Source organism: Pantoea hericii, from assembly GCF_014155795.1.
In the GTDB taxonomy this organism is placed as follows: domain Bacteria; phylum Pseudomonadota; class Gammaproteobacteria; order Enterobacterales; family Enterobacteriaceae; genus Pantoea; species Pantoea eucalypti.
Window position 1 is genome coordinate 425,376 of sequence record NZ_SCKV01000004.1, and the last position, 18,764, is coordinate 444,139.

Consider the following 18,764-nt stretch of genomic DNA (forward strand, 5'->3'; position numbering starts at 1 on the left):
CAGTCACCTTTTTAAACGCTTCTCCAGCCAGTCACAAATTTCATTCAGCGCCTTATCAAAACTGGCCATCACCGGCTTCACCGGAATTCGCAACGCTTTGCCGTCTGAGGAAGAGTTTGCGATAAGCCTGCTCTCCTCTTCCGGGCTGAAGAGATCGTTTTGCCAGTAGCCCGACAGCATCGGCGTGGGCGTCCGGCGGCCCAGTAATCCCTGGGTTTTAAGCGAATAGCGGTTGAGTTCAGTGCGCAGCGCACTGTCGGAGGCGGTGGCCATACCCAGCCGGCTCGCCAGCATATCCATATACATATCCGGGATCGCATCCTGCAACGCCGTCTGGGTCAGCAGAGCATGCACAATCGGGCCCAGACAGGCGACCCCACGCAACCGCTGCGATTCCAGATAGGCCAGCCGCACGGCCACGTTAGCGCCAAAGCGATAACCGAATGCCGCCACGCGGGTATGGTCGACCCAGGGCACATTGACTAGATCGCGCAGCACCTGCTGATGCAGAAAACTGGTGTCCTGATTCAGCGTCCATTTCACCGAGTTGCCCACTGACGGCACATCAATTGTCAGCATAGCAATGCCACGCGGGGCAAGGTAATCATGGAACAGGCGATAGTGATCGCTCTGTAACGAGTCGAGTGCGCCGCAAAACAGTACGGTGGGATAAGGCGCTTCAACATCCGGCGGCATATGCAGTAAGCCGCTGACCGGACTGCCGCCCGGAATAGCAAACGTCAGGATTTTCAGTTCGCCAGGCAACCGCTGAGTCGCCTCTTCATAGGCACGATTGGCCAGCGTCTGTGCCTGGTCAGCCAGTTCATCGCCTTTTATATAGGGATAAGCCGCAACGCTATAAAGATGGGCCGCATGTAGCCAGTCGTCGCCCGCCTCGCTGTCGTCGGATGCCTCCAGCGCTTTCTGCTGCCAGATGCCCGCCTGCTTAGACCATTCGAAATGCCAGTTGCCGCCGCGAAAACCAATCACGGTGTCGAGCAGCGTCTCATCAGTATGTTCAGCGTTGCTGCTGGCAATACGTGCCAGCACTTCACTGATCTCCTGCGGCGTCAGGCCTCGCCATGTCCACATCAGCTTATTCAGCATGCGATACCAGCCGCGCTGGCTGTCACCCTCCAGGGCAGAGTGGACATTCGGGGTAGCGTGATGTTGGCGGCGAACCAGGGAAGAGGTTTCAGGATGTTTAAAGCGCGGCTTGAATAGCTCCTCGCTGAGATTTTTGCTCGACATACTCACTTCTCCTGCAACAGAACGGCGATGGCTAAGTGTACTGTACGGCAATTCGGGGTGCGAGGCTCAGAATGCACAACGCCCGGAAAACCGGGCGTTGTCTGATGTATATCAATCAGTTTTTTACAATCGGCGGGATATAAACGACACCCATATCCCACGGCTGCTCGATCCAGGTATCCTGCGGAATATCGACGATGTAATCATCAACCAGTGAACGACCGGCGGGTTTAGCGAAAATGGTGCAGAAACGCGCTTTCGGATACATTTCGCGAATCGCCTGCGCGGTGCCGCCCGTATCGACCAGGTCGTCGATTACGATAAAGCCTTCACCGTCGCCTTCTGCGCGCTTCAGGACTTTCATTTCACGCTGATGATCGTGGTCATAGCTGGAGATGCAGACGGTATCAACGTAGCGGATACCCAGTTCACGTGCCAGCAGCGAAGCCGGTACCAGACCGCCGCGGCTCACCGCGATAATGCCTGTCCACTGTTCAACAGGGAGCAGACGCTGGGCCAGTTTGCGGGCATGAATCTGAAGCATGTCCCAGGTAACGACGTATTTTTCGCTCATAAATAGAAATCCCAGCCAACCGAGGTGGCGTAAAAATGTGCAACGGGGAAAAGGTTGCGCGAGATTATAAGGAGTTGACGCACTAAAAACCAGCACCCGTGCGCCGGTTGCGGCTTTTTAGCGCGTCTGAGAGCGCACCCGGTAAAAAACAGTGATATTCTCAGGACTGGCTCGTCAGATTCTCTGACGGCGATTTTTCACTGGAAACTCGCGATGTCCGGCCTCGCCGGTACACTGACACAGGAGACCTGTCGTGTCTGAATTGTCTCAACTCTCTCCACAGCCGCTGTGGGATATTTTCGCTAAGATCTGCTCTATTCCCCATCCCTCTTTTCACGAAGAAGCGCTGGCGAACTACATCACTGGCTGGGCTAAAGAGCAGGGCTTCTGGTGTGAGCGCGATCAGGTCGGCAACATCCTGATTCGTAAGCCCGCCACTGCAGGCATGGAAAACCGTACTCCGGTCGCGCTGCAGGCGCATCTGGATATGGTGCCGCAGAAAAATAACGACACCGTTCATGACTTCACCAAAGATCCTATTCAGCCGTGGATTGATGGCGAGTGGGTGAAAGCGCGCGGCACCACGCTGGGCGCCGACAACGGCATCGGCATGGCTTCTGCGCTGGCGGTACTGGCTGATAACAGCCTGACGCATGGTCCGCTGGAAGTGCTGCTGACCATGACCGAAGAGACCGGCATGGATGGCGCTTTCGGTCTGCAACCCAACTGGCTGCAGGCTGAGATCCTGATCAACACCGACTCTGAAGAGGAAGGTGAGATCTATATGGGTTGCGCAGGCGGTATCGATTTCGTCTCCACCCTGCCGCTGACCCGTGAAGCCGTGCCTGCTGAGTTCCAGACCCTGAAACTGACGCTGAAAGGGCTGCGTGGCGGTCACTCCGGTGCCGATATTCATATGGGCCTGGGCAACGCTAACAAACTGCTGGCGCGATTCCTGGCGGCCCACGCGGCTGAACTGGATCTGCGTCTGCTGGCGTTCAGCGGCGGTACGCTGCGTAATGCAATTCCGCGTGAAGCCTTCGCTACCGTCGCGGTAGAAAGCCACAAAGCGGATGCGCTGAAATCAGCGGCAGCGCAGTTCCTGAGCGCCATCAAAAACGAGCACGGCATCAAAGAGCCGAACATTGCACTGGTCACCGAGCCGCTGGCGCATCAGGGCGATGCCCTGAGCACTGACAGCCGCGATCGCTTCCTGAACCTGCTGAACAGCACGCCAAACGGCGTGATCCGCAATTCAGACGTGGCGAAAGGCGTCGTCGAAACCTCACTGAACATCGGTGTAGTGACGATGGAAGCCGATCACGCAGAGATCAACTGCCTGATTCGTTCGCTGATCGACACCGGCCGTGATTATGTGGTGCAGATGCTGACCTCGCTGGGCCAGCTGGCCGGCGCGCAGACGAAAGCGAAAGGCGGCTACCCAGGCTGGCAGCCGGATGCAGACTCCGCCATCATGGCGCTGACTCGTCAGACGTATATTGCGCTGTTTGATAAAACCCCTAACATTCAGGTGATTCACGCCGGTCTGGAGTGTGGTCTGTTCAAAAAGCCGTATCCGGACATGGATATGGTCTCGATTGGGCCAACCATCACCGGGCCGCATTCGCCGGATGAGCAGGTTCACATCGAAAGCGTGGGTCTTTACTGGAAACTGCTGACCACCCTGCTGAATGTGGTGCCAGAAAAGTAATTCTGTCACAAAAAAAGTCAACCAGGCTCCGGCCTGACGCCGGTTACTTAAGTGACCGGCACTTTTTTATTCTTAGCGTTTTAACATCTTTACGTCCACTGCATTATCCTCTACATCTGGTTTACCGGGATTCTCATATAGAAATAAATTTCATGACCAATCCGGTAAATTATTACGGTAATGTGATACAAGTCTTATGCATCCCTTATTACCAGAGTATTATATTTCCCGTGAAGATATAAATACTCAATAATACAAGGAATGTATCATAATGGGCGCATTACAGTTTCCCTGCACAATATTTACCACCCGGAAAAAGATGGACGACTACAGTGCTGATGATATGCGCTGCGGCGATCTGACTGAGGCACAATTAAAATCCCAATACCGGCTGGATTACATTTCTGATCGGGTTGATCCCTGGACCCTGACTCTGCGTTCCTCACTGGATCGTCCTCAATCCCTGTTCTGCTGTAATCTGCGTGGCCAGGGTCGAACGATTTCCCGCCAGCAGTGTGCTGAAATGCTATTTGATGAATTTCGATCGTTATCCCGTAAATTTTCCCTGAGCGGGCCATACAGTCACCTGATCGAAAAAATGATCACGCATATGCAGAACAATAGCGGTAAGACCTTCCGTGATATGGCGTTGGATCAGGCTTTGAAAGAACATATTATCAGGGATAAAAGTGAAAACAGCACTCGCTTATTGCTGGAGAAACATCTTAAAAAAGAAATGGATTGGAAGAATAGGATCTATCCATTGACAAAAAAAGAATTACGGGAAGTCATTCTAAGGGGAAGACTACCAAAATTTGACAGGTTACAGGATAATTATAACGGCATGGGGATTACCGTTCATGATATCTCGGCAGCGCATATCACCATAAAATCACTGCATATTGATAATAACCATTATCGGGCAACGGTGCATTATAAAGTACAGGATCACTTTGGTCTCGACAGTGCTGATATAGTAAAAACAAAATTCAGCCAGTTTCATTTTTTCCGTATCTGGTTTGTTCTTCAAAGATACAATAAGTTTGGTTTTAAACCTTTCATGACGAATATGGAAACTACTATAGAAATCATAGGTAATCTCAATGAAAAATAGAATGAAAATTCTTATTTTACTGACGATTTGTGGCTTCATGCTGGCTGGTTACTTTCTATGGGCCGAACGCCGTCCTGTTGAAATCGTCAACGTTCATGGAACCGGAAATTTCAGTGACATTTTAGTAAAAAATTTTCCGATTACTGATCGTGGAAAAATTAACTGGTGGTTAAAAAATAAAGACGCCCTGAAACGACAATATGACATTCCTAAACCGGCCTCCTACGGTAATTATACGGTAAGCATCTGGTTGTTTGGAGAAGGGTACAAAGAAGATGATAAATATGACCGCCTCTGTTTTTCTGACATGAAGCCACCCATGAATTGCATTGAAAAGGACAGGGTTTTTATAATCAGTTACAGCAAAAACAGTGGCATTACATTTACTGTCGATGATGGAGAATACAGCCTGGAAGATGACGGTAAAATAACAAAGCTAGAAAGTCATTAACTGTCCTGACAGGATAGTGGGCAGCTATTAAATCGGCTATTAGCCAGTTATCACTTCAACTTTAAAATAGTCATGAACAATATAGCCAGGAGTCTTAATAATATCGGAAGCTATAATGAAGAGCATTATTACAAAAGACGAGCCTACTGCTTGCTGTTGCAGGGGTATCGATGGCTGGCTATTTTTTGGTTAGCCTCACATCCGCCTGAGATCATTGCTATTCATAATGGTAGTAGCGGCTTCAGTGCTGTTTTAGTAAAAAATTTTCCTTTTCCCATTTTGTCATCTCCCAGCTCCCGTTACCATCGCGGGCGCCGGGATAGACGCTGAGCTGGCATCTGACTCTTAAGTACCTTCTACCCGGCTCTAACCTGTTTTTATAGCAGCGAATTTTTCTCAGCATAATTCGCTGCTTTTTCCACCCTTTCCTCCGCTATTCCGCCACGTTCTCACGCTTCGCTGGTCACAGCCGCCATTATGTCCAGATGTCTGGATGGCTAATAAGATTTCGTGCTAGCTTATGCGCTTTCGGCTGTTGCCGCGCCTGAAGGTTCAGGAAAAAATGCGGCCAGTGTTTCTTCAGGAGAATCATCACATGCCAGGGGTAAACTGCCTTGAGATGCGTAATATCTCCATCGCTTTTGGCGGTTTTTCCGCGCTATCGTCGGTGGATTTCCGCAGTGAGGGCCATTCGGTGCATGCGCTGACCGGCGCTAACGGCGCGGGCAAGTCTACGCTGATGGCGATCCTTTCCGGCGCGCACAGTCACTACAGCGGCGAGATCCTGCTGGATGGGGAGCCGGTTTCTATCCGCACCCCGCGTGACGCGAAACAGCTGGGTATCCATCTGGTTCAGCAGGAAGTGGATGTCGCCCTGGTACCGCAGCTCAGCGTGGCGGAAAACATTCTGCTGGATCGGCTGGCAGAGCCAGGCCACCGCTATCGCTGGGGCGAGATTCGCCGTCAGGCCCGGGCCTTACTGGCTCAGCTCGACGTGGCGCTGGACGTTAACCGGCTGGTTGAGCGCTGCACTCTGGCGGAAAAGCAGCAAATACTGCTGGCGCGGGCGCTGTCGCATCACTGCCGCTTCCTGATTCTCGACGAACCCACTGCCCCGCTGGATCAGCACGAAAGCGAGCGGCTATTTGCCGTGGTGCGTCGTCTTAAAGCAAGCGGTATCGGCGTGGTGTTTATCTCTCACCGTATCCATGAACTCAAAGCGATCTGCGACCAGCTGACGGTGCTGCGTGATGGCCGGTTAATCGAAACCGGCCCGATGGCGGCGCTGAGCGGCGAACAGATCGTGGAGAAGATGCTGGGCCATCAGCTGACCGATATCTTTCCGGCCCGCCGCGAACAACAGGCACAGCCACTGCTGCTGGCGGTGGAAGGATTGCACGATGAGCAGCTGCTGCAGGATATCTCGCTGCGGCTGCATAAAGGTGAAATTCTGGGGATTGCCGGACTGGCCGGTGCCGGCAAAACCGAGCTCTGCAAAGCGCTGTTTGGTGCCAGCAAAAGCCGCGTCAGTGGCGGTGAACTGCACGGTCAGCCGTGGCGGCCCCGTTCGCCGCACGACTCGGTCAGTCGTCGTATGGCGCTGGTGCCGGAAGAGCGTCGCAAAGAGGGGATCTTTATTGATGAATCCGTCGCAATGAACCTCAGCGTCAGCGCCGACGACAGCTTTTCGCACTGGAGCCTGTTTGGTCATCGCCAGGCGTGGCGCTGGGCAGAGCAGGTTATACGGCAGTTGCAGGTGCGCACCACCGGTCCGGCACAGACACTGCGACGTCTCTCCGGCGGCAACCAGCAAAAGGTGGCCATTGGCAAATGGCTGCGCAACAACGCGGATGTGCTGATCTTCGATGAGCCGACCAAAGGCGTGGACATTAAAGCCAAAACCGAGCTGTTCACCCTGATCGATAACCTGGCGCGCGAAGGGAAAGGCATTATTTACGCGTCGGGTGAATTTTCTGAACTGGTCGGTTTATGCGACCGGATTTGCGTGCTCTGGGATGGACGCATCGTGGCCGAGCTGGCTGCACGCGACGTCACTGAAGAGACGCTTTTGCTCTATTCCACCGGAGGAACCCCTGCGTGAGCAGCAAAGAAACCAGCCTGAACCTGACACCCTCGCCATGGCGTCACCAGTTGTTCGACTTTCTCTACAAATGGGGCATGTTGCTCACGGTGGTAATCCTGATTGCCGCCTTTGGCCTGGCCTCCGACAGCTTCCTTGAACCCAATAACATCATCAATATTCTGCGATCGATTGCCATTGTTACGGTGATTGCAATTGGCGTGTCGATATCACTGACCGTGGGCGGCTTTGATCTGTCGGTCGGCTCGACCGCCTCACTGGCGAATGCGTTAGTGATTTCACTGTTTGTCTGGTACGGCTTCGGCACCCCCACCGCGATCCTGATAACCCTGGCGCTTTGCACGCTGGTCGGTCTGTTTAACGCCTTCCTGATTGTGATCCTGCGTATCCCCGACATGCTGGCGACGCTGGCAACGCTGTTTGTGATTCAGGGTGTGGCGATGACCTACAGCTTTGGCGGATCGATTACCGAGAACATGGTGCTGCCGAGCGGTGATATGGCGGAAGGCACTATTCCGGCGACATTTGGCCTGCTCGGCCAGGTGCCAACCATTGTCATCATTATGCTGGTGGTGACCGTCGCCGCGCAGCTGGCGCTATCACTGACCAAACATGGTCGCCGGATGTACGCGCTGGGTGGCAATCCGGAAGCGGCGCGCCTCTCCGGCATCCGCACCACCCGTTATCGGGTGCTGGCTTATGTGATCGCCTCACTGCTGGCCGGTCTGGGCGGCATCCTGCTCGCCTCGCGTATTGGTTCATCGCAGGTTAACGCCGGAAGCGGCTACCTGATGGACGCTGTCGCGGCGGCATGGATCGGCTTCTCGCTGGCTGGCTCCGGCAAGCCCAATGCGCTGGGCACGCTGGTCGGCGCGGTGATTCTCGGCGTGCTGCAGAACGGTCTGGTGATGCTCTCTGTTCCCTACTACGCCATGGACATTATTAAAGGACTGGTGCTGGCTTTAGCACTGGCGATTACCTATATCCAGCGCCGCTGAGGCGCGTTTACCGGAGTTGATAACAATGCAAAAAATAACACTCTCGCTGCTGGCCCTGAGCCTGCTGAACGCCAGCGCTGCCTTCGCGGAGACCGTCACGCCGGTGCCAGCGGCTATCGCCAGCCATGATGGCCCGATCCGTATTGCGGTGATCCGCAACCTTGGCTCCGATGACAACACCACCCAGTTTGTGGCCGGTGCCATTCAGCAGGGTCGCCAGCTGGGCTTTAAAGTCAGCACCTTCCTGAGCAACGGCGACGATGCGCGCTTCCAGGATTTCGTGAATCAGGCGATCAGCCAGAAATATGACGGCATCGTGCTGTCGCACGGTAAAGCGCCCTACGCCAGCGGCCTGGTGAAGCGCATTGCCGACGCGGGCATCAAGCTGTCAGTATTTGATACGCCGGTAGATAGTCCGATTCCGGGCGTCACCGTCACCGCGCAGGATGACGCTTCACTGGCGCAGCTGTCGCTGGGTCAGCTTATCCATGATTTCAACGGCAAGGCGAATATCGTCAAGCTGTGGGTTGCCGGTTTTCCGCCGATGGAACGCCGCCAGGTGGTCTATGAAAAGCTGCTGAAAGAGAATCCGGGCATTCATCAGCTGGAGTCGATTGGCGCAGTTTCAACAGACGTGCAGGGCGACACCGCCAACAAAATTGGTGCGATTCTGGCGAAATACCCGAAAGGCAAAATCGACGCAATCTGGGGTGCCTGGGATGCCTTCAGCCAGGGCGCTTACAAAGCGCTGCAGGAGAATGGCAGGACCGAGATCAAGCTCTACAGTATTGATGTCTCGAATCAGGATTTGCAGCTGATGCGTGAGAAGAACAGCCCGTGGGTGCAGACGGTAGCAGTCGACCCTAAAACCATTGGCGCGGTGAATATGCGGCTGGTGGCGAAGAAGATTGCCGGTGAAGAGACGCCTGCGACTTACCAGTTTAAAGCGGCATCGATCTCTCAGCAGCAGCTCGGCAGCCAGCCTGGCGCAGTGAACGTCGCGTCGCTGAACAAGATCATTCCGGGCTGGGGCAGCAATGAGGATTTCGTCGCGCCGTGGTTTGCTACCCTGGCGGCGAAATATAAGAAATAATCCGGCGTCAGCCTTGCCGAACGGTGAGGCTGACCGTTACAGACCCAGCAGAAGTTGACGCTCAAGCTGGGGATCGACCATGGTGACATGCAGTCCCACCAGCCGCACGCCGCGCCCGGCACGACGCTCATCCCAGGTTTTCCGGGCGATGGCAATCATGTCCTCTTTATTCAGTACCGGCCAGATATGCTCCTGGGTCGTCTGCTGAAAATCACTGAACTTGAGTTTAACGCCCTGACGCGCCACCTGCCTGTCGGGTCGGATCTGCGTCAGCCGGCGATCCAGCTCGGCATAGAGAAAATCGATAATCTCCAGGCAGGCATCCCAGTCGCTGATATCTTCCGCCAGCGTGCGTTCCACCCCCAGCGATTTACGCTCGCGCTCCACAATGACGCTGCGGTCATCAATGCCATTGCTGCGCTCCCACAGCACCCGGCCAAACTTACCAAAGCGCTTTAACAGTAGCGCCAGATCGGCCTTCTGCACGTCACCGCAGGTCACCAGCCCCATCTCCTCCAGCTTTTTGGCCGAGACTTTGCCAACACCGGGGATCTTCGCCAGCGGCAGCGTCAGCAAAAAACCGGCCATCTCCGGCGGCGTAATCACGAACTGCCCATCGGGCTTATTCAGGTCAGAGGCAATCTTTGCCAGAAACTTAATCGGCGCGATGCCCGCTGAAGCGGTCAGCCCGGTTTCACGGTAGATGGTGGCGCGGATCGCCTGCGCCATCAGTGTGGCAGAGCCGTGACAGTGCGGGCTGTCGGTGACATCCAGATAGGCTTCATCAAGGGAGAGCGGTTCAATCAGCGGGGTGTAGCGGGTAAAGATGTCGCGAATTTGTGCGGAGGCTTCTTTGTAGGCATCGAAACGTCCTGGCAACAAACGGAGATGCGGGCATAGCTTGAGGGCCATGCCAGTTGGCATCGCGCTGCGCACGCCATATTTGCGGGCCGGATAGTTGGCGGTGCTGATGACGCCACGACGTTCACGGCTGCCACCAATCGCGATCGGGATGTCGCGCAGCTGGGGATTATCACGCATCTCCACCGCGGCATAGAAGCAGTCCATATCGACATGAATGATTTTACGCATACCCCCTCCGGCACTGGATAAGTATACAGTTGGCAGGGGTAACTGCAATATTTGTCGCGCCCACAATTAAAGTTTACAAATTTGTGGCCGAATATCCTTCAGTAAATCGCGAATCTGGCTGCCAGCGTCTTGCTAAAAAAACAGACAATGTTTAATGTTGCGCTGCGATAGCGGACAGTTCCGATAATGCAAACAGAGACGCACAATTTGCGTCATGTTCTATTCACCTCAAGGTATACACAGCATGGGCAAAATCGCACTCCTGTTTGCGATGATTTTACTGCCAGCCCTCAGCATGGCAATGACACCCGAACCCGTCCAGACAGCGGCACCGGTCAGCAAAGAATTAAAGAAACAGTTACTGGGCACCCCGGTCTATATCCAGATCTTCAAGGAAGAACGCACCCTCGAACTCTACGGCAAAATCGGTAATGAATATCGCCTGCTGGATACCTACCGCATCTGTAACTTTTCTGGCGGCCTCGGCCCGAAACGCCGTGAAGGCGATTTCAAAAGCCCGGAAGGTTTTTACAACGTGAAGCTGAATCAGTTGAAGCCGGATAGCCGTTTTTATCGCGCGATCAACATTGGCTTCCCGAATCAGTTCGATCGTAATCAGGGCTACAGCGGCAACTACCTGATGATTCATGGCGACTGTAAGTCAATTGGCTGCTATGCCATGACGAACGCCTATATGGATGAGATTTTTACTTATGTGAACGCGGCGCTGCGTAATGGCCAGCAGGATGTCAGCATCAGCATCTATCCGTTCCGCATGACTGACAGCAACATGCAGCGTCACCGCTACTCCAGCGATGCCAGTTTCTGGCAGCAGCTCCAGCCCGGATACGCTTATTTTGCTAAATATCACCAGCCGCCGACGGTCAACGTCGCCAGCGGTAAATATGTGATGAACAGCAGCCCGGCACCGGTTTTAGCCAGTCCCGAAGCGGCCTCCCGTTCATTCCTGGCGCTCTCCAAGGCAGAATAACGCCCATTCACCTGGCGCAATCCGCTGCCAGGTTTCATTGGCCGTCAGTGGCTGCGTAGCAATCACCGTCACCACGTCATGCGGCGTGGTGTGCTGCTGAAAATCAACCTCCACATCCTGATCCAGTAACTGCGCCCGGCCAAAGGGTGCACGACGGGTGATCCAGAAGAGGTTGGTGGAGCAAAAGGCCATCAGATATCGCCCGTCTGACAGCAGCATGTTAAACACGCCCTTCTGCCGCAGCGTGCCAGCCAGCTCCCCGATAAAGCGAAACACCGCAGGCCAGTTGCCCGGCGTGCGTGGATAGCGCGTCGCCAGCTGATGCAGGATCCAGCAAAACGCCTTCTCGCTGTCCGTTTCGCCTACCGGCCGGAATGTGCCGGTCTCCAGTTGCCGATACCCCTTGAGCTGTCCGTTGTGCGCATAGGTCCAGTGACGGCCCCACAGCTCACGGGTAAACGGATGGGTGTTTTCCAGCGACACCTGACCACGATTCGCCTGGCGGATATGTGCCACCACCGAATGTGATTTTATCGGGTATTCCTGCACCAGACGCGCAATCGGTGAGTTAAAGCTCGGCAGCGGATCTTTAAACGTACGGCAGCCTTTATCTTCGTAAAAGGTAATGCCCCAGCCATCTTTGTGAGGCCCGGTTCCACCGCCACGCTGAACCAGTCCGGTAAAGCTGAAACAGATATCCGTGGGAACATTGGCGCTCATCCCGAGCAATTCGCACATAGCCACCGCCTCTGATTAAGTGGCCTCCTTCTGTGGGAGGCCAGCGCTGTTACTTCACCATCTCTTTTTCGATCAGCAGCATCAGGATGTGGATCACTTTAATGTGGATCTCCTGAATGCGATCGGCATAACCAAAGTGCGGCACCCGGATTTCAATGTCGGCACTGCCTGCCATCTTACCGCCATCTTTACCGGTCAGGGTGATCACTTTCATTCCCTGCGCACGGGCAGCTTCAATCGCTTTAATGATATTGGCAGAGTTACCGGAGGTTGAGAGGCCCAGCAGCACATCGCCCGGACGCCCTACTGCTTCTATGTAGCGCGAAAAGACATAGTCATAACCAAAATCATTACTGACGCAGGAGAGATGGCTGACATCAGAGATGGCAATCGCCGGATAGCCAGGACGATTTTCACGGTAGCGACCGGTCAGCTCTTCGGCGAAGTGCATCGCATCGCAATGTGAACCGCCGTTACCGCACGAAAGCACCTTTCCGCCAGCCTTAAAGCTGTCAGCCAGCAGTACCGCAGCACGCTGGATCGCATGGATATTGGCATCGTCGCTGAGGAATTTATTCAGCGTATCAGCAGCTTCATTGAGCTCAGAGCGGATGATGTCCTGGTACATAGGGATGTCCTTTTTTAGGAGAGGTTAATCGCAGCAAGTTTAACGGAATGGCCGGTCAGCGCAAAGCGTCATGCCACGTCGGTCCGGACTCTAACGCGGAATATTGTTGCCGAAGGTGCTGCAAAAATGGGCTAAAACAGGTTTTTGTGAGGCAGGTTGTAATTGCGATGTAAACAAATTGATAAATGCTCTCAACTGCTCTAAACCTCTCTGTATAACAGGTCAGACCTCTTACTACTTGGAGCGGTTCATTATGATGGTTGTTTCGATACTTGCCACGGTGGCGCTGATTGGCGCCCTGTTCTACCACCGCCTGTCGTTACGGCTCAGCAGCGCCATTCTGTTGCTGTGGACTGCGGCGATGGCTGTTACGCATCTCTGGACGCCATGGCTGCTGCTGCCACTGGCGATCATTCTGCTGCCGTTTAACCTGCCGTCGCTGCGCCGCAGCCTCTTTTCAACGCCGATCTTTCAGCGCTTCCAGAAAGTAATGCCGCCGATGTCGCGCACCGAGAAAGAGGCCATCGATGCGGGTACCACCTGGTGGGAAGGCGATCTGTTCCAGGGCAAACCGGACTGGCAGAAGCTGCACAACTATCCTCAGCCACGCCTGACTGCCGAGGAGCAGGCCTTTCTTGATGGCCCGGTCGAAGAAGCGTGCCGCATGGCCAACGATTTCCAGATCACCCATGAGCTGGCCGATATGCCGCCGGAACTCTGGGCATATCTGAAAGAGCATCGTTTCTTCGCGATGATCATTAAAAAAGAGTATGGCGGCCTCGATTTCTCTGCCTATGCACAAGCCTGTGTGCTGCAAAAGCTGTCGGGCGTCTCCGGGATTCTGGCGATTACTGTGGGTGTGCCTAACTCACTGGGTCCGGGCGAACTGCTGCAGCACTACGGCACCGAAGAGCAGAAAAATCATTACCTGCCCCGGCTGGCACGCGGCGATGAGATCCCCTGCTTTGCGCTGACCAGCCCGGAAGCAGGTTCAGATGCCGGCGCGATCCCCGATACTGGCGTCGTCTGCATGGGCGAATGGAAAGGTCAGCAGGTGCTGGGTATGCGCCTGACCTGGAACAAGCGCTACATTACACTGGCACCGATCGCCACCGTGCTGGGCCTGGCGTTTAAACTTTCCGACCCGGATCATCTGCTCAGCGACAATGAGAATCCTGGTATTACCTGTGCGCTGATTCCGACCAACACGCCCGGTGTGGAAATTGGCCATCGCCACTTCCCGCTTAACGTGCCGTTCCAGAACGGGCCGACACGCGGCAACGATATCTTTGTGCCGATTGACTATATTATCGGCGGTCCGGAAATGGCCGGCCAGGGCTGGCGGATGCTGGTGGAATGTCTGTCAGTGGGTCGCGGCATTACGCTGCCATCGAACTCAACCGGCAGCCTGAAAAGTGTGGCGCTGGCAACAGGTGCTTATGCCCATATCCGCCGCCAGTTCCGCGTCTCAATCGGTAAGATGGAAGGGATTGAAGAGCCGCTGGCGCGCATTGCGGGTAATGCTTATGTGATGGATGCGGCCGCTACGCTGATCACAGCCGGCATTATGCAGGGTGAAAAACCGGCGGTGCTGTCGGCGATTGTGAAATATCACTGCACCCATCGCGGTCAGCGCGCCATTATCGACGCTATGGATATTGCCGGCGGTAAAGGCATTATGCTCGGGAACAGTAACTTCCTGGCCCGTGCCTATCAGGGTGCGCCGATCGCTATCACCGTGGAAGGCGCGAACATTCTGACGCGCAGCATGATTATCTTTGGTCAGGGCGCGATTCGCTGCCATCCTTATGTACTGCAGGAGATGGCGGCGGCAGCCAGCAACGATGTGAATGCGTTCGATCAGGCGCTGTTCAGCCATATCGGTCATGTGGGCAGCAGCACGATGCGCAGCCTGTGGCTGGGCTTAACTGCCGGACGCACCAGCGCCAGCCCGACCCGCGATGGCACCCGCCGTTATTACCAGCACCTGAACCGCATCAGTGCCAACCTGGCGTTGCTCTCTGATGTGTCGATGGCGGTGCTGGGTGGCAGCCTGAAACGTCGCGAGCGTATCTCGGCGCGTCTGGGCGATGTGTTGAGTCAGCTCTATCTGGCCTCCGCAACCCTGAAACGTTATGACGATGAAGGTCGCAACGAAGCCGATCTGCCGCTGGTTCACTGGGGCGTACAGGATGCGCTGCATCAGGCAGAAGTGGCTATTGACGATCTGCTGCGTAACTTCCCGAACCGTCTGGTGGCGGGCGCCTTGCGGATGACGATTTTCGCTGGCGGTCATCACTGCCCTGCTCCGTCTGACCGTCTGGATCATCAGCTGGCAAAAATGCTGCAGCAGCCGTCAGCCACCCGCAGCCGACTGGGCCGTGGCATGTACCTGACGCCGAGTAAACATAACCCTGCCGGTCAGCTGGAACAGGCGCTGCAGGATGTGATGGCGGCAGAAGTGATTCATGACAGGCTGTGCAAACAGACGAAGCAGCACCTCTCCTTTACCCGTCTGGACGCGCTGGCGAAGCGTGCGCTGGATCAGGGCTGGATTGATGCCAAAGAGGCGGAAGTGTTGCAGCGTGCCGAAGTCAGCCGTCTGCGTTCGATTAACGTCGATGAGTTTGAGCCGGAGGCACTGGCAGTACCGGTGCCCGAGAAAGCCCCTCAGCCTGCATCACGCGCGAGTGAGGCGGCATAGGGTTAGCGTTGCATCGGCTCAGGGAGCATACGCCTTCCGTAAAGACGCAAAAACGCCATCCATTGCATGCTCAGCGCGGGCCATCCATGGCCCGCGATGCTTTATTCCAGGCGTATGGTCCCATCGCTTGAAGTTCAGCGCTCTTCATCAGTAGGGCGGCACTATGCCAAATCAGGGGAAATCTGGCCGCAATAATTAAGCCCAAAGCGCAGGGAACAGGGTCAGAAGAGGAAAGCGTCCCGCGTCAGGACGACGCGGGCCGAGCGAGCCAGGGATGGCTTTAGCGACTTTCCGATCTGTCCCTGTTACCGGCGCGGGCACACTCTTATAGCCAGCTTTTGATTTACCTGAAAGCCGACATCATGTCGGCTTTTTTTATCCTGCCTGACGGATGCGGGCAATCAGCGCATCCACATCTTCGACGTGATCGGCTGCCAGAATCAGCGTGCGACCCAGGTTAATCGCATTACGGATGCAGTCAGTGCGCATCGCCGGATCGGCAATCAGCTTCATATCCGCCACATGTGACATTCCCACCGTGCGGCGAATCAGCTCAGTGCCGCAGTAACCGATGGTATCGGCCCATACTTTACGCAGAAACGCTTCCGCATAGCCTGGATAAGCCAGCGCCTCATCGCGGGTTTTCTCTGCCGCCAGCGCCAGGAAGCCTGAAGCAAACGTCGTCCAGAGTTTATGCACATCGCTGAGGCGCTGCTCGCGGGCATCGGCGGCTTCGCGCGGAGGCAGCAGACCTGGCAGGCCGCAGTAGTTAATCAGCAGGTTGCCTGCCGCAGTACCAACATCAAAACCGATGGGACCAAAATAGCCAAATTCCGCATCAATCGCTTTCAGGCTGCCGTCAGCAACGAAAATCGAGCCGCTGTGAATATCCCCATGCAGCAGTGCTTCGGCGTGAGCAAAGAAACGATGCTTAAGACCGCCCACCGCGATGCGCAGGGCATCATCATTACGCAGGCTGGCGACCAGCGGTTCAAGCGCTTCAGGATAGCTGTTGCGCTCATGATTGGTGTAAGGATCGTTGAAGAAAAGATCTTCAGTGATTTCACACATTTCCGGATTGATGAAACGCGCCACTTCCGCTTTTTTCTGATGCGGATGCAGGATGAAATCGGATGTATGAAACAGGGTTTGCGCCAGATAGTTGCCTAACTGCTGAGCCGCTTCCGGGTAGTAAGCGCCCTTCACCAGCTCGCTACGCCAGATGCGATGGCTGGAGAGATCTTCCATCACCATCACCGCCAGCTCCGCATCGTAATGGGTGATCTTCACCGTGTGCTGCGGACAATATTTGTAGTGCTCGACCAGCGTCTGCGCTTCCAGCCGCGCCCGATCCAGCGTCAGCGGCCAGGACTCCCCCACGCAGCGCACATAAGGCAGTGCCTGCTTGACGATAACGCGACTGATGCCCTGATCGTCATAAATCTTAAACACCAGGTTGAGGTTGCCATCACCAATCTCTTCTGCGCTGCTCAGCGCGGCAGGATTGTCCACGCCGCCAAATTGTCGGGCATATTCCACAGCATCAGCAGCAGTAAAGGTACGGTATTGCGACATTGCCTGTTCCTCATCATTCGAAGGGGGTCACTCAGGTGTAATAAGCCGTTCAGACGTCTATACATCCGTTCAGCATGTTGGCACAATACGCATCATTAACGCAACATGGATTTCACCCACAATGCAGACACTTCAAACCACCAGCTTACAGGTTCGTGACAATCAGCTCTGGATTCTGGATCAGCAGGCATTGCCGCAGCAGAAGAACTGGCTGCCCGCACACAGCGTGCCTCAACTGATTGAACATATTCATGCACTGCGGGTGCGCGGTGCGCCGCTAATCGGCCTCTCTGCCTCACTGCTGCTGGCGCTGCTGGCAGAACAGGGGCAGCCGCGCGCTGAACTGGCTCAGGCGCTGGAGACCCTGCGCGCTGCGCGCCCTACCGCCGTCAACCTGATGAACAATCTTGACCGAATGAAAGGGGCGCTGGCCCAGCCGGACTTTGCTCCTGCGCTGGCTCAGGAAGCCTGGCGGCTGGTGCAGGAGGATAAGCAACTGTGTGATGCCATCGCTGATGCGGGTTGCACGCTGGTGAAACCCAACAGCCAGCTGCTGACTCACTGTAATACCGGCGGGCTGGCAACGGCGGGTGTAGGCACCGCGCTGGGCGTCATTGCCCGCGCCCATCAGCAGGGCCTGATTAAGAATGTCTGGGTTGATGAGACCCGTCCGCTGTTACAGGGCGGCCGCTTAACCGCCTGGGAATTGGGCGAGCTGGCGGTTCCCTACACCCTGATTACCGACTCCATGGCCGCCAGCCTCATGGCCCGTGGCGACGTAGATGCGGTGTGGGTCGGCGCTGACCGCATTGCCGCCAATGGCGATGTCGCCAATAAGATCGGCACCTACAGCCTGGCGGTGCTGGCGCATTATCATCAGATCCCGTTCTACGTGGCGGCCCCGCATACCACGCTGGATCGCAGCTGCCCTGACGGCGCAGCGATTCCCATTGAGCAGCGCGCCGCCAGCGAAGTGACGGGCGTTGCAGGCAGTTTTGGCAGCGTGCAGTGGGCGCCAGAAGCAGCCTGGGTTTATAACCCGGCGTTTGACGTGACGCCAGCGGCGCTGATCAGCGGCTGGGTGCTGGACACCGGCGTGGTGACGCCTGACCAGGTACAGGACGGCATCTTCCAGCCGCAGTAATGGTCTGCGAGGCGTTTGCCGCTATGGCAGACGCCTCGCATAACAGGCTGACAGATTACGCCAGACGCGGATAGGCATCCGCTATCTTATCGCCGGTAAAGTTCGCCACCCAGCCTTCCTGATTGTCGAAAATACGGATAGCCGTGAAATGGGGTGACGACCCCATATCAAACCAGTGCGGCGTTCCTGCTGGCACTGAGATCAGATCGTTTTTTTCGCAGAGGATCTGCAGGATCTCGCCATCCAGATGCAGGCAGAACAGCCCGGCCCCCTCGACAAAGAAACGCACTTCATCTTCGCCGTGCGTATGTTCATTGAGAAATTTCTCCCGCAGCACGGTTTTCTGCGGGTTATCAGCACGCATGCTGATCACATCCCAGCTCTGATAGCCCTTTTCCGCCACCAGCCGATCAATCGCATGCTGATAGGCGTTGATCACCGTTTCGGGATCCGGATTTTCACCCAAATCACGATCGGCTTCCCAGCGCTCGAAACGGACACCTTTGGCATTCAGGCGGTCACGAATCGCTTCCGCGTCAGTGCTGTGCCACACCGGCTGGCTGGCTTCACGGTCGGTAAAAATAGTCAGTGCGCTCATG

Annotated in this window: 16 protein-coding genes; 9 read left to right on the forward strand and 7 right to left on the reverse strand. The window is 55.4% G+C overall.

Going from position 1 to position 18,764, the window contains the following annotated elements:
• Positions 1–3: 3 nt before the first annotated feature.
• Positions 4–1,251 carry an esterase FrsA gene (gene frsA / locus H7K52_RS11635; protein ID WP_182630064.1) on the reverse strand — a complete coding sequence of 416 codons (1,248 nt, stop codon included), beginning with the start codon at positions 1,249–1,251 and terminating at the stop codon, positions 4–6.
• A 115-nt stretch (positions 1,252–1,366) separates the two neighbouring features.
• Complete coding sequence (gpt, locus tag H7K52_RS11640; RefSeq protein WP_003851171.1) at positions 1,367–1,825, reverse strand: xanthine phosphoribosyltransferase; 459 nt, start codon at positions 1,823–1,825, stop codon at positions 1,367–1,369.
• A gap of 253 nt (positions 1,826–2,078) precedes the next feature.
• Here gpt and pepD point away from each other — a divergent pair, with 253 nt between their 5' ends.
• The 6 genes from pepD (at position 2,079) to H7K52_RS11670 (ending at position 9,293) form a co-directional block, all read left to right on the forward strand.
• Positions 2,079–3,536 carry a beta-Ala-His dipeptidase gene (gene pepD / locus H7K52_RS11645; RefSeq protein ID WP_003851169.1) on the forward strand — a complete coding sequence of 486 codons (1,458 nt, stop codon included), beginning with the start codon at positions 2,079–2,081 and terminating at the stop codon, positions 3,534–3,536.
• Between the two features lie 271 nt (positions 3,537–3,807).
• Positions 3,808–4,650, forward strand: a complete 843-nt coding sequence (locus H7K52_RS11650) for a YPO3983 family protein (protein ID WP_008924841.1) — start codon at positions 3,808–3,810, stop codon at positions 4,648–4,650.
• A 1-nt stretch (position 4,651) separates the two neighbouring features.
• Complete coding sequence (locus H7K52_RS11655) at positions 4,652–5,101, forward strand: DUF943 family protein (RefSeq protein ID WP_003851165.1); 450 nt, start codon at positions 4,652–4,654, stop codon at positions 5,099–5,101.
• A 595-nt stretch (positions 5,102–5,696) separates the two neighbouring features.
• Positions 5,697–7,202: a sugar ABC transporter ATP-binding protein gene (locus H7K52_RS11660; RefSeq protein WP_008924839.1), complete on the forward strand. Its 1,506-nt coding sequence runs from the start codon at positions 5,697–5,699 to the stop codon at positions 7,200–7,202.
• Entirely contained in the window at positions 7,199–8,200 is a 1,002-nt protein-coding gene (locus H7K52_RS11665) for an ABC transporter permease (RefSeq protein WP_008924838.1), read from the forward strand. The genes H7K52_RS11660 and H7K52_RS11665 overlap by 4 nt, the downstream gene beginning before the upstream one ends.
• Positions 8,201–8,225: 25 nt before the next feature.
• Positions 8,226–9,293 carry a sugar ABC transporter substrate-binding protein gene (locus H7K52_RS11670; protein WP_003851159.1) on the forward strand — a complete coding sequence of 356 codons (1,068 nt, stop codon included), beginning with the start codon at positions 8,226–8,228 and terminating at the stop codon, positions 9,291–9,293.
• Between the two features lie 36 nt (positions 9,294–9,329).
• Here H7K52_RS11670 and dinB read toward each other — a convergent pair whose 3' ends face one another.
• Positions 9,330–10,385 carry a DNA polymerase IV gene (gene dinB, locus H7K52_RS11675; protein ID WP_008924836.1) on the reverse strand — a complete coding sequence of 352 codons (1,056 nt, stop codon included), beginning with the start codon at positions 10,383–10,385 and terminating at the stop codon, positions 9,330–9,332.
• Positions 10,386–10,629: 244 nt separating this feature from the next.
• Here dinB and dpaA point away from each other — a divergent pair, with 244 nt between their 5' ends.
• On the forward strand, positions 10,630–11,376 hold the full coding sequence (gene dpaA, locus H7K52_RS11680) for a peptidoglycan meso-diaminopimelic acid protein amidase (RefSeq protein WP_008924835.1): 747 nt from the start codon (positions 10,630–10,632) through the stop codon (positions 11,374–11,376).
• Here the strand turns inward: dpaA and H7K52_RS11685 are convergent.
• On the reverse strand, positions 11,347–12,114 hold the full coding sequence (locus tag H7K52_RS11685; RefSeq protein WP_003851154.1) for a class II glutamine amidotransferase: 768 nt from the start codon (positions 12,112–12,114) through the stop codon (positions 11,347–11,349). The two genes, dpaA and H7K52_RS11685, sit on opposite strands and share 30 nt — an antisense overlap.
• 49 nt (positions 12,115–12,163) lie before the next feature.
• Entirely contained in the window at positions 12,164–12,742 is a 579-nt protein-coding gene (gene lpcA / locus H7K52_RS11690; protein ID WP_003851153.1) for a D-sedoheptulose 7-phosphate isomerase, read from the reverse strand.
• Between the two features lie 253 nt (positions 12,743–12,995).
• On the opposite strand from lpcA, the gene fadE reads away from it, so the two are divergent.
• Positions 12,996–15,446: an acyl-CoA dehydrogenase FadE gene (gene fadE / locus H7K52_RS11695; RefSeq protein WP_182630065.1), complete on the forward strand. Its 2,451-nt coding sequence runs from the start codon at positions 12,996–12,998 to the stop codon at positions 15,444–15,446.
• 375 nt (positions 15,447–15,821) lie between these two features.
• Here fadE and mtnK read toward each other — a convergent pair whose 3' ends face one another.
• Complete coding sequence (mtnK, locus tag H7K52_RS11700; RefSeq protein WP_110411626.1) at positions 15,822–17,021, reverse strand: S-methyl-5-thioribose kinase; 1,200 nt, start codon at positions 17,019–17,021, stop codon at positions 15,822–15,824.
• Positions 17,022–17,142: 121 nt separating this feature from the next.
• On the opposite strand from mtnK, the gene mtnA reads away from it, so the two are divergent.
• Positions 17,143–18,165 (forward strand): S-methyl-5-thioribose-1-phosphate isomerase, encoded by a 1,023-nt coding sequence (gene mtnA / locus H7K52_RS11705; RefSeq protein WP_110411627.1) that lies wholly within the window; start codon positions 17,143–17,145, stop codon positions 18,163–18,165.
• Between the two features lie 55 nt (positions 18,166–18,220).
• On the opposite strand, the gene H7K52_RS11710 is transcribed toward mtnA, so the two are convergent.
• The gene (locus H7K52_RS11710) at positions 18,221–18,763 is read right to left on the reverse strand and encodes a 1,2-dihydroxy-3-keto-5-methylthiopentene dioxygenase (protein WP_003852580.1); all 543 of its coding nucleotides are present in this window, start codon (positions 18,761–18,763) and stop codon (positions 18,221–18,223) included.
• Position 18,764: the final 1 nt, after the last annotated feature.

Coding starts and splice junctions, on each gene's coding strand:
- dinB (WP_008924836.1), bottom strand. CDS start 10,385: ATGCGTAAAATCATTCATGTCGATATGGACTGCTTCTATGCCGCGGTG.
- H7K52_RS11655 (WP_003851165.1), top strand. CDS start 4,652: ATGAAAATTCTTATTTTACTGACGATTTGTGGCTTCATGCTGGCTGGT.
- mtnA (WP_110411627.1), top strand. CDS start 17,143: ATGCAGACACTTCAAACCACCAGCTTACAGGTTCGTGACAATCAGCTC.
- lpcA (WP_003851153.1), bottom strand. CDS start 12,742: ATGTACCAGGACATCATCCGCTCTGAGCTCAATGAAGCTGCTGATACG.
- dpaA (WP_008924835.1), top strand. CDS start 10,630: ATGGGCAAAATCGCACTCCTGTTTGCGATGATTTTACTGCCAGCCCTC.
- fadE (WP_182630065.1), top strand. CDS start 12,996: ATGATGGTTGTTTCGATACTTGCCACGGTGGCGCTGATTGGCGCCCTG.
- frsA (WP_182630064.1), bottom strand. CDS start 1,251: ATGTCGAGCAAAAATCTCAGCGAGGAGCTATTCAAGCCGCGCTTTAAA.
- H7K52_RS11710 (WP_003852580.1), bottom strand. CDS start 18,763: ATGAGCGCACTGACTATTTTTACCGACCGTGAAGCCAGCCAGCCGGTG.
- H7K52_RS11650 (WP_008924841.1), top strand. CDS start 3,808: ATGGGCGCATTACAGTTTCCCTGCACAATATTTACCACCCGGAAAAAG.
- gpt (WP_003851171.1), bottom strand. CDS start 1,825: ATGAGCGAAAAATACGTCGTTACCTGGGACATGCTTCAGATTCATGCC.
- H7K52_RS11670 (WP_003851159.1), top strand. CDS start 8,226: ATGCAAAAAATAACACTCTCGCTGCTGGCCCTGAGCCTGCTGAACGCC.
- H7K52_RS11685 (WP_003851154.1), bottom strand. CDS start 12,114: ATGTGCGAATTGCTCGGGATGAGCGCCAATGTTCCCACGGATATCTGT.
- mtnK (WP_110411626.1), bottom strand. CDS start 17,021: ATGTCGCAATACCGTACCTTTACTGCTGCTGATGCTGTGGAATATGCC.
- H7K52_RS11660 (WP_008924839.1), top strand. CDS start 5,697: ATGCCAGGGGTAAACTGCCTTGAGATGCGTAATATCTCCATCGCTTTT.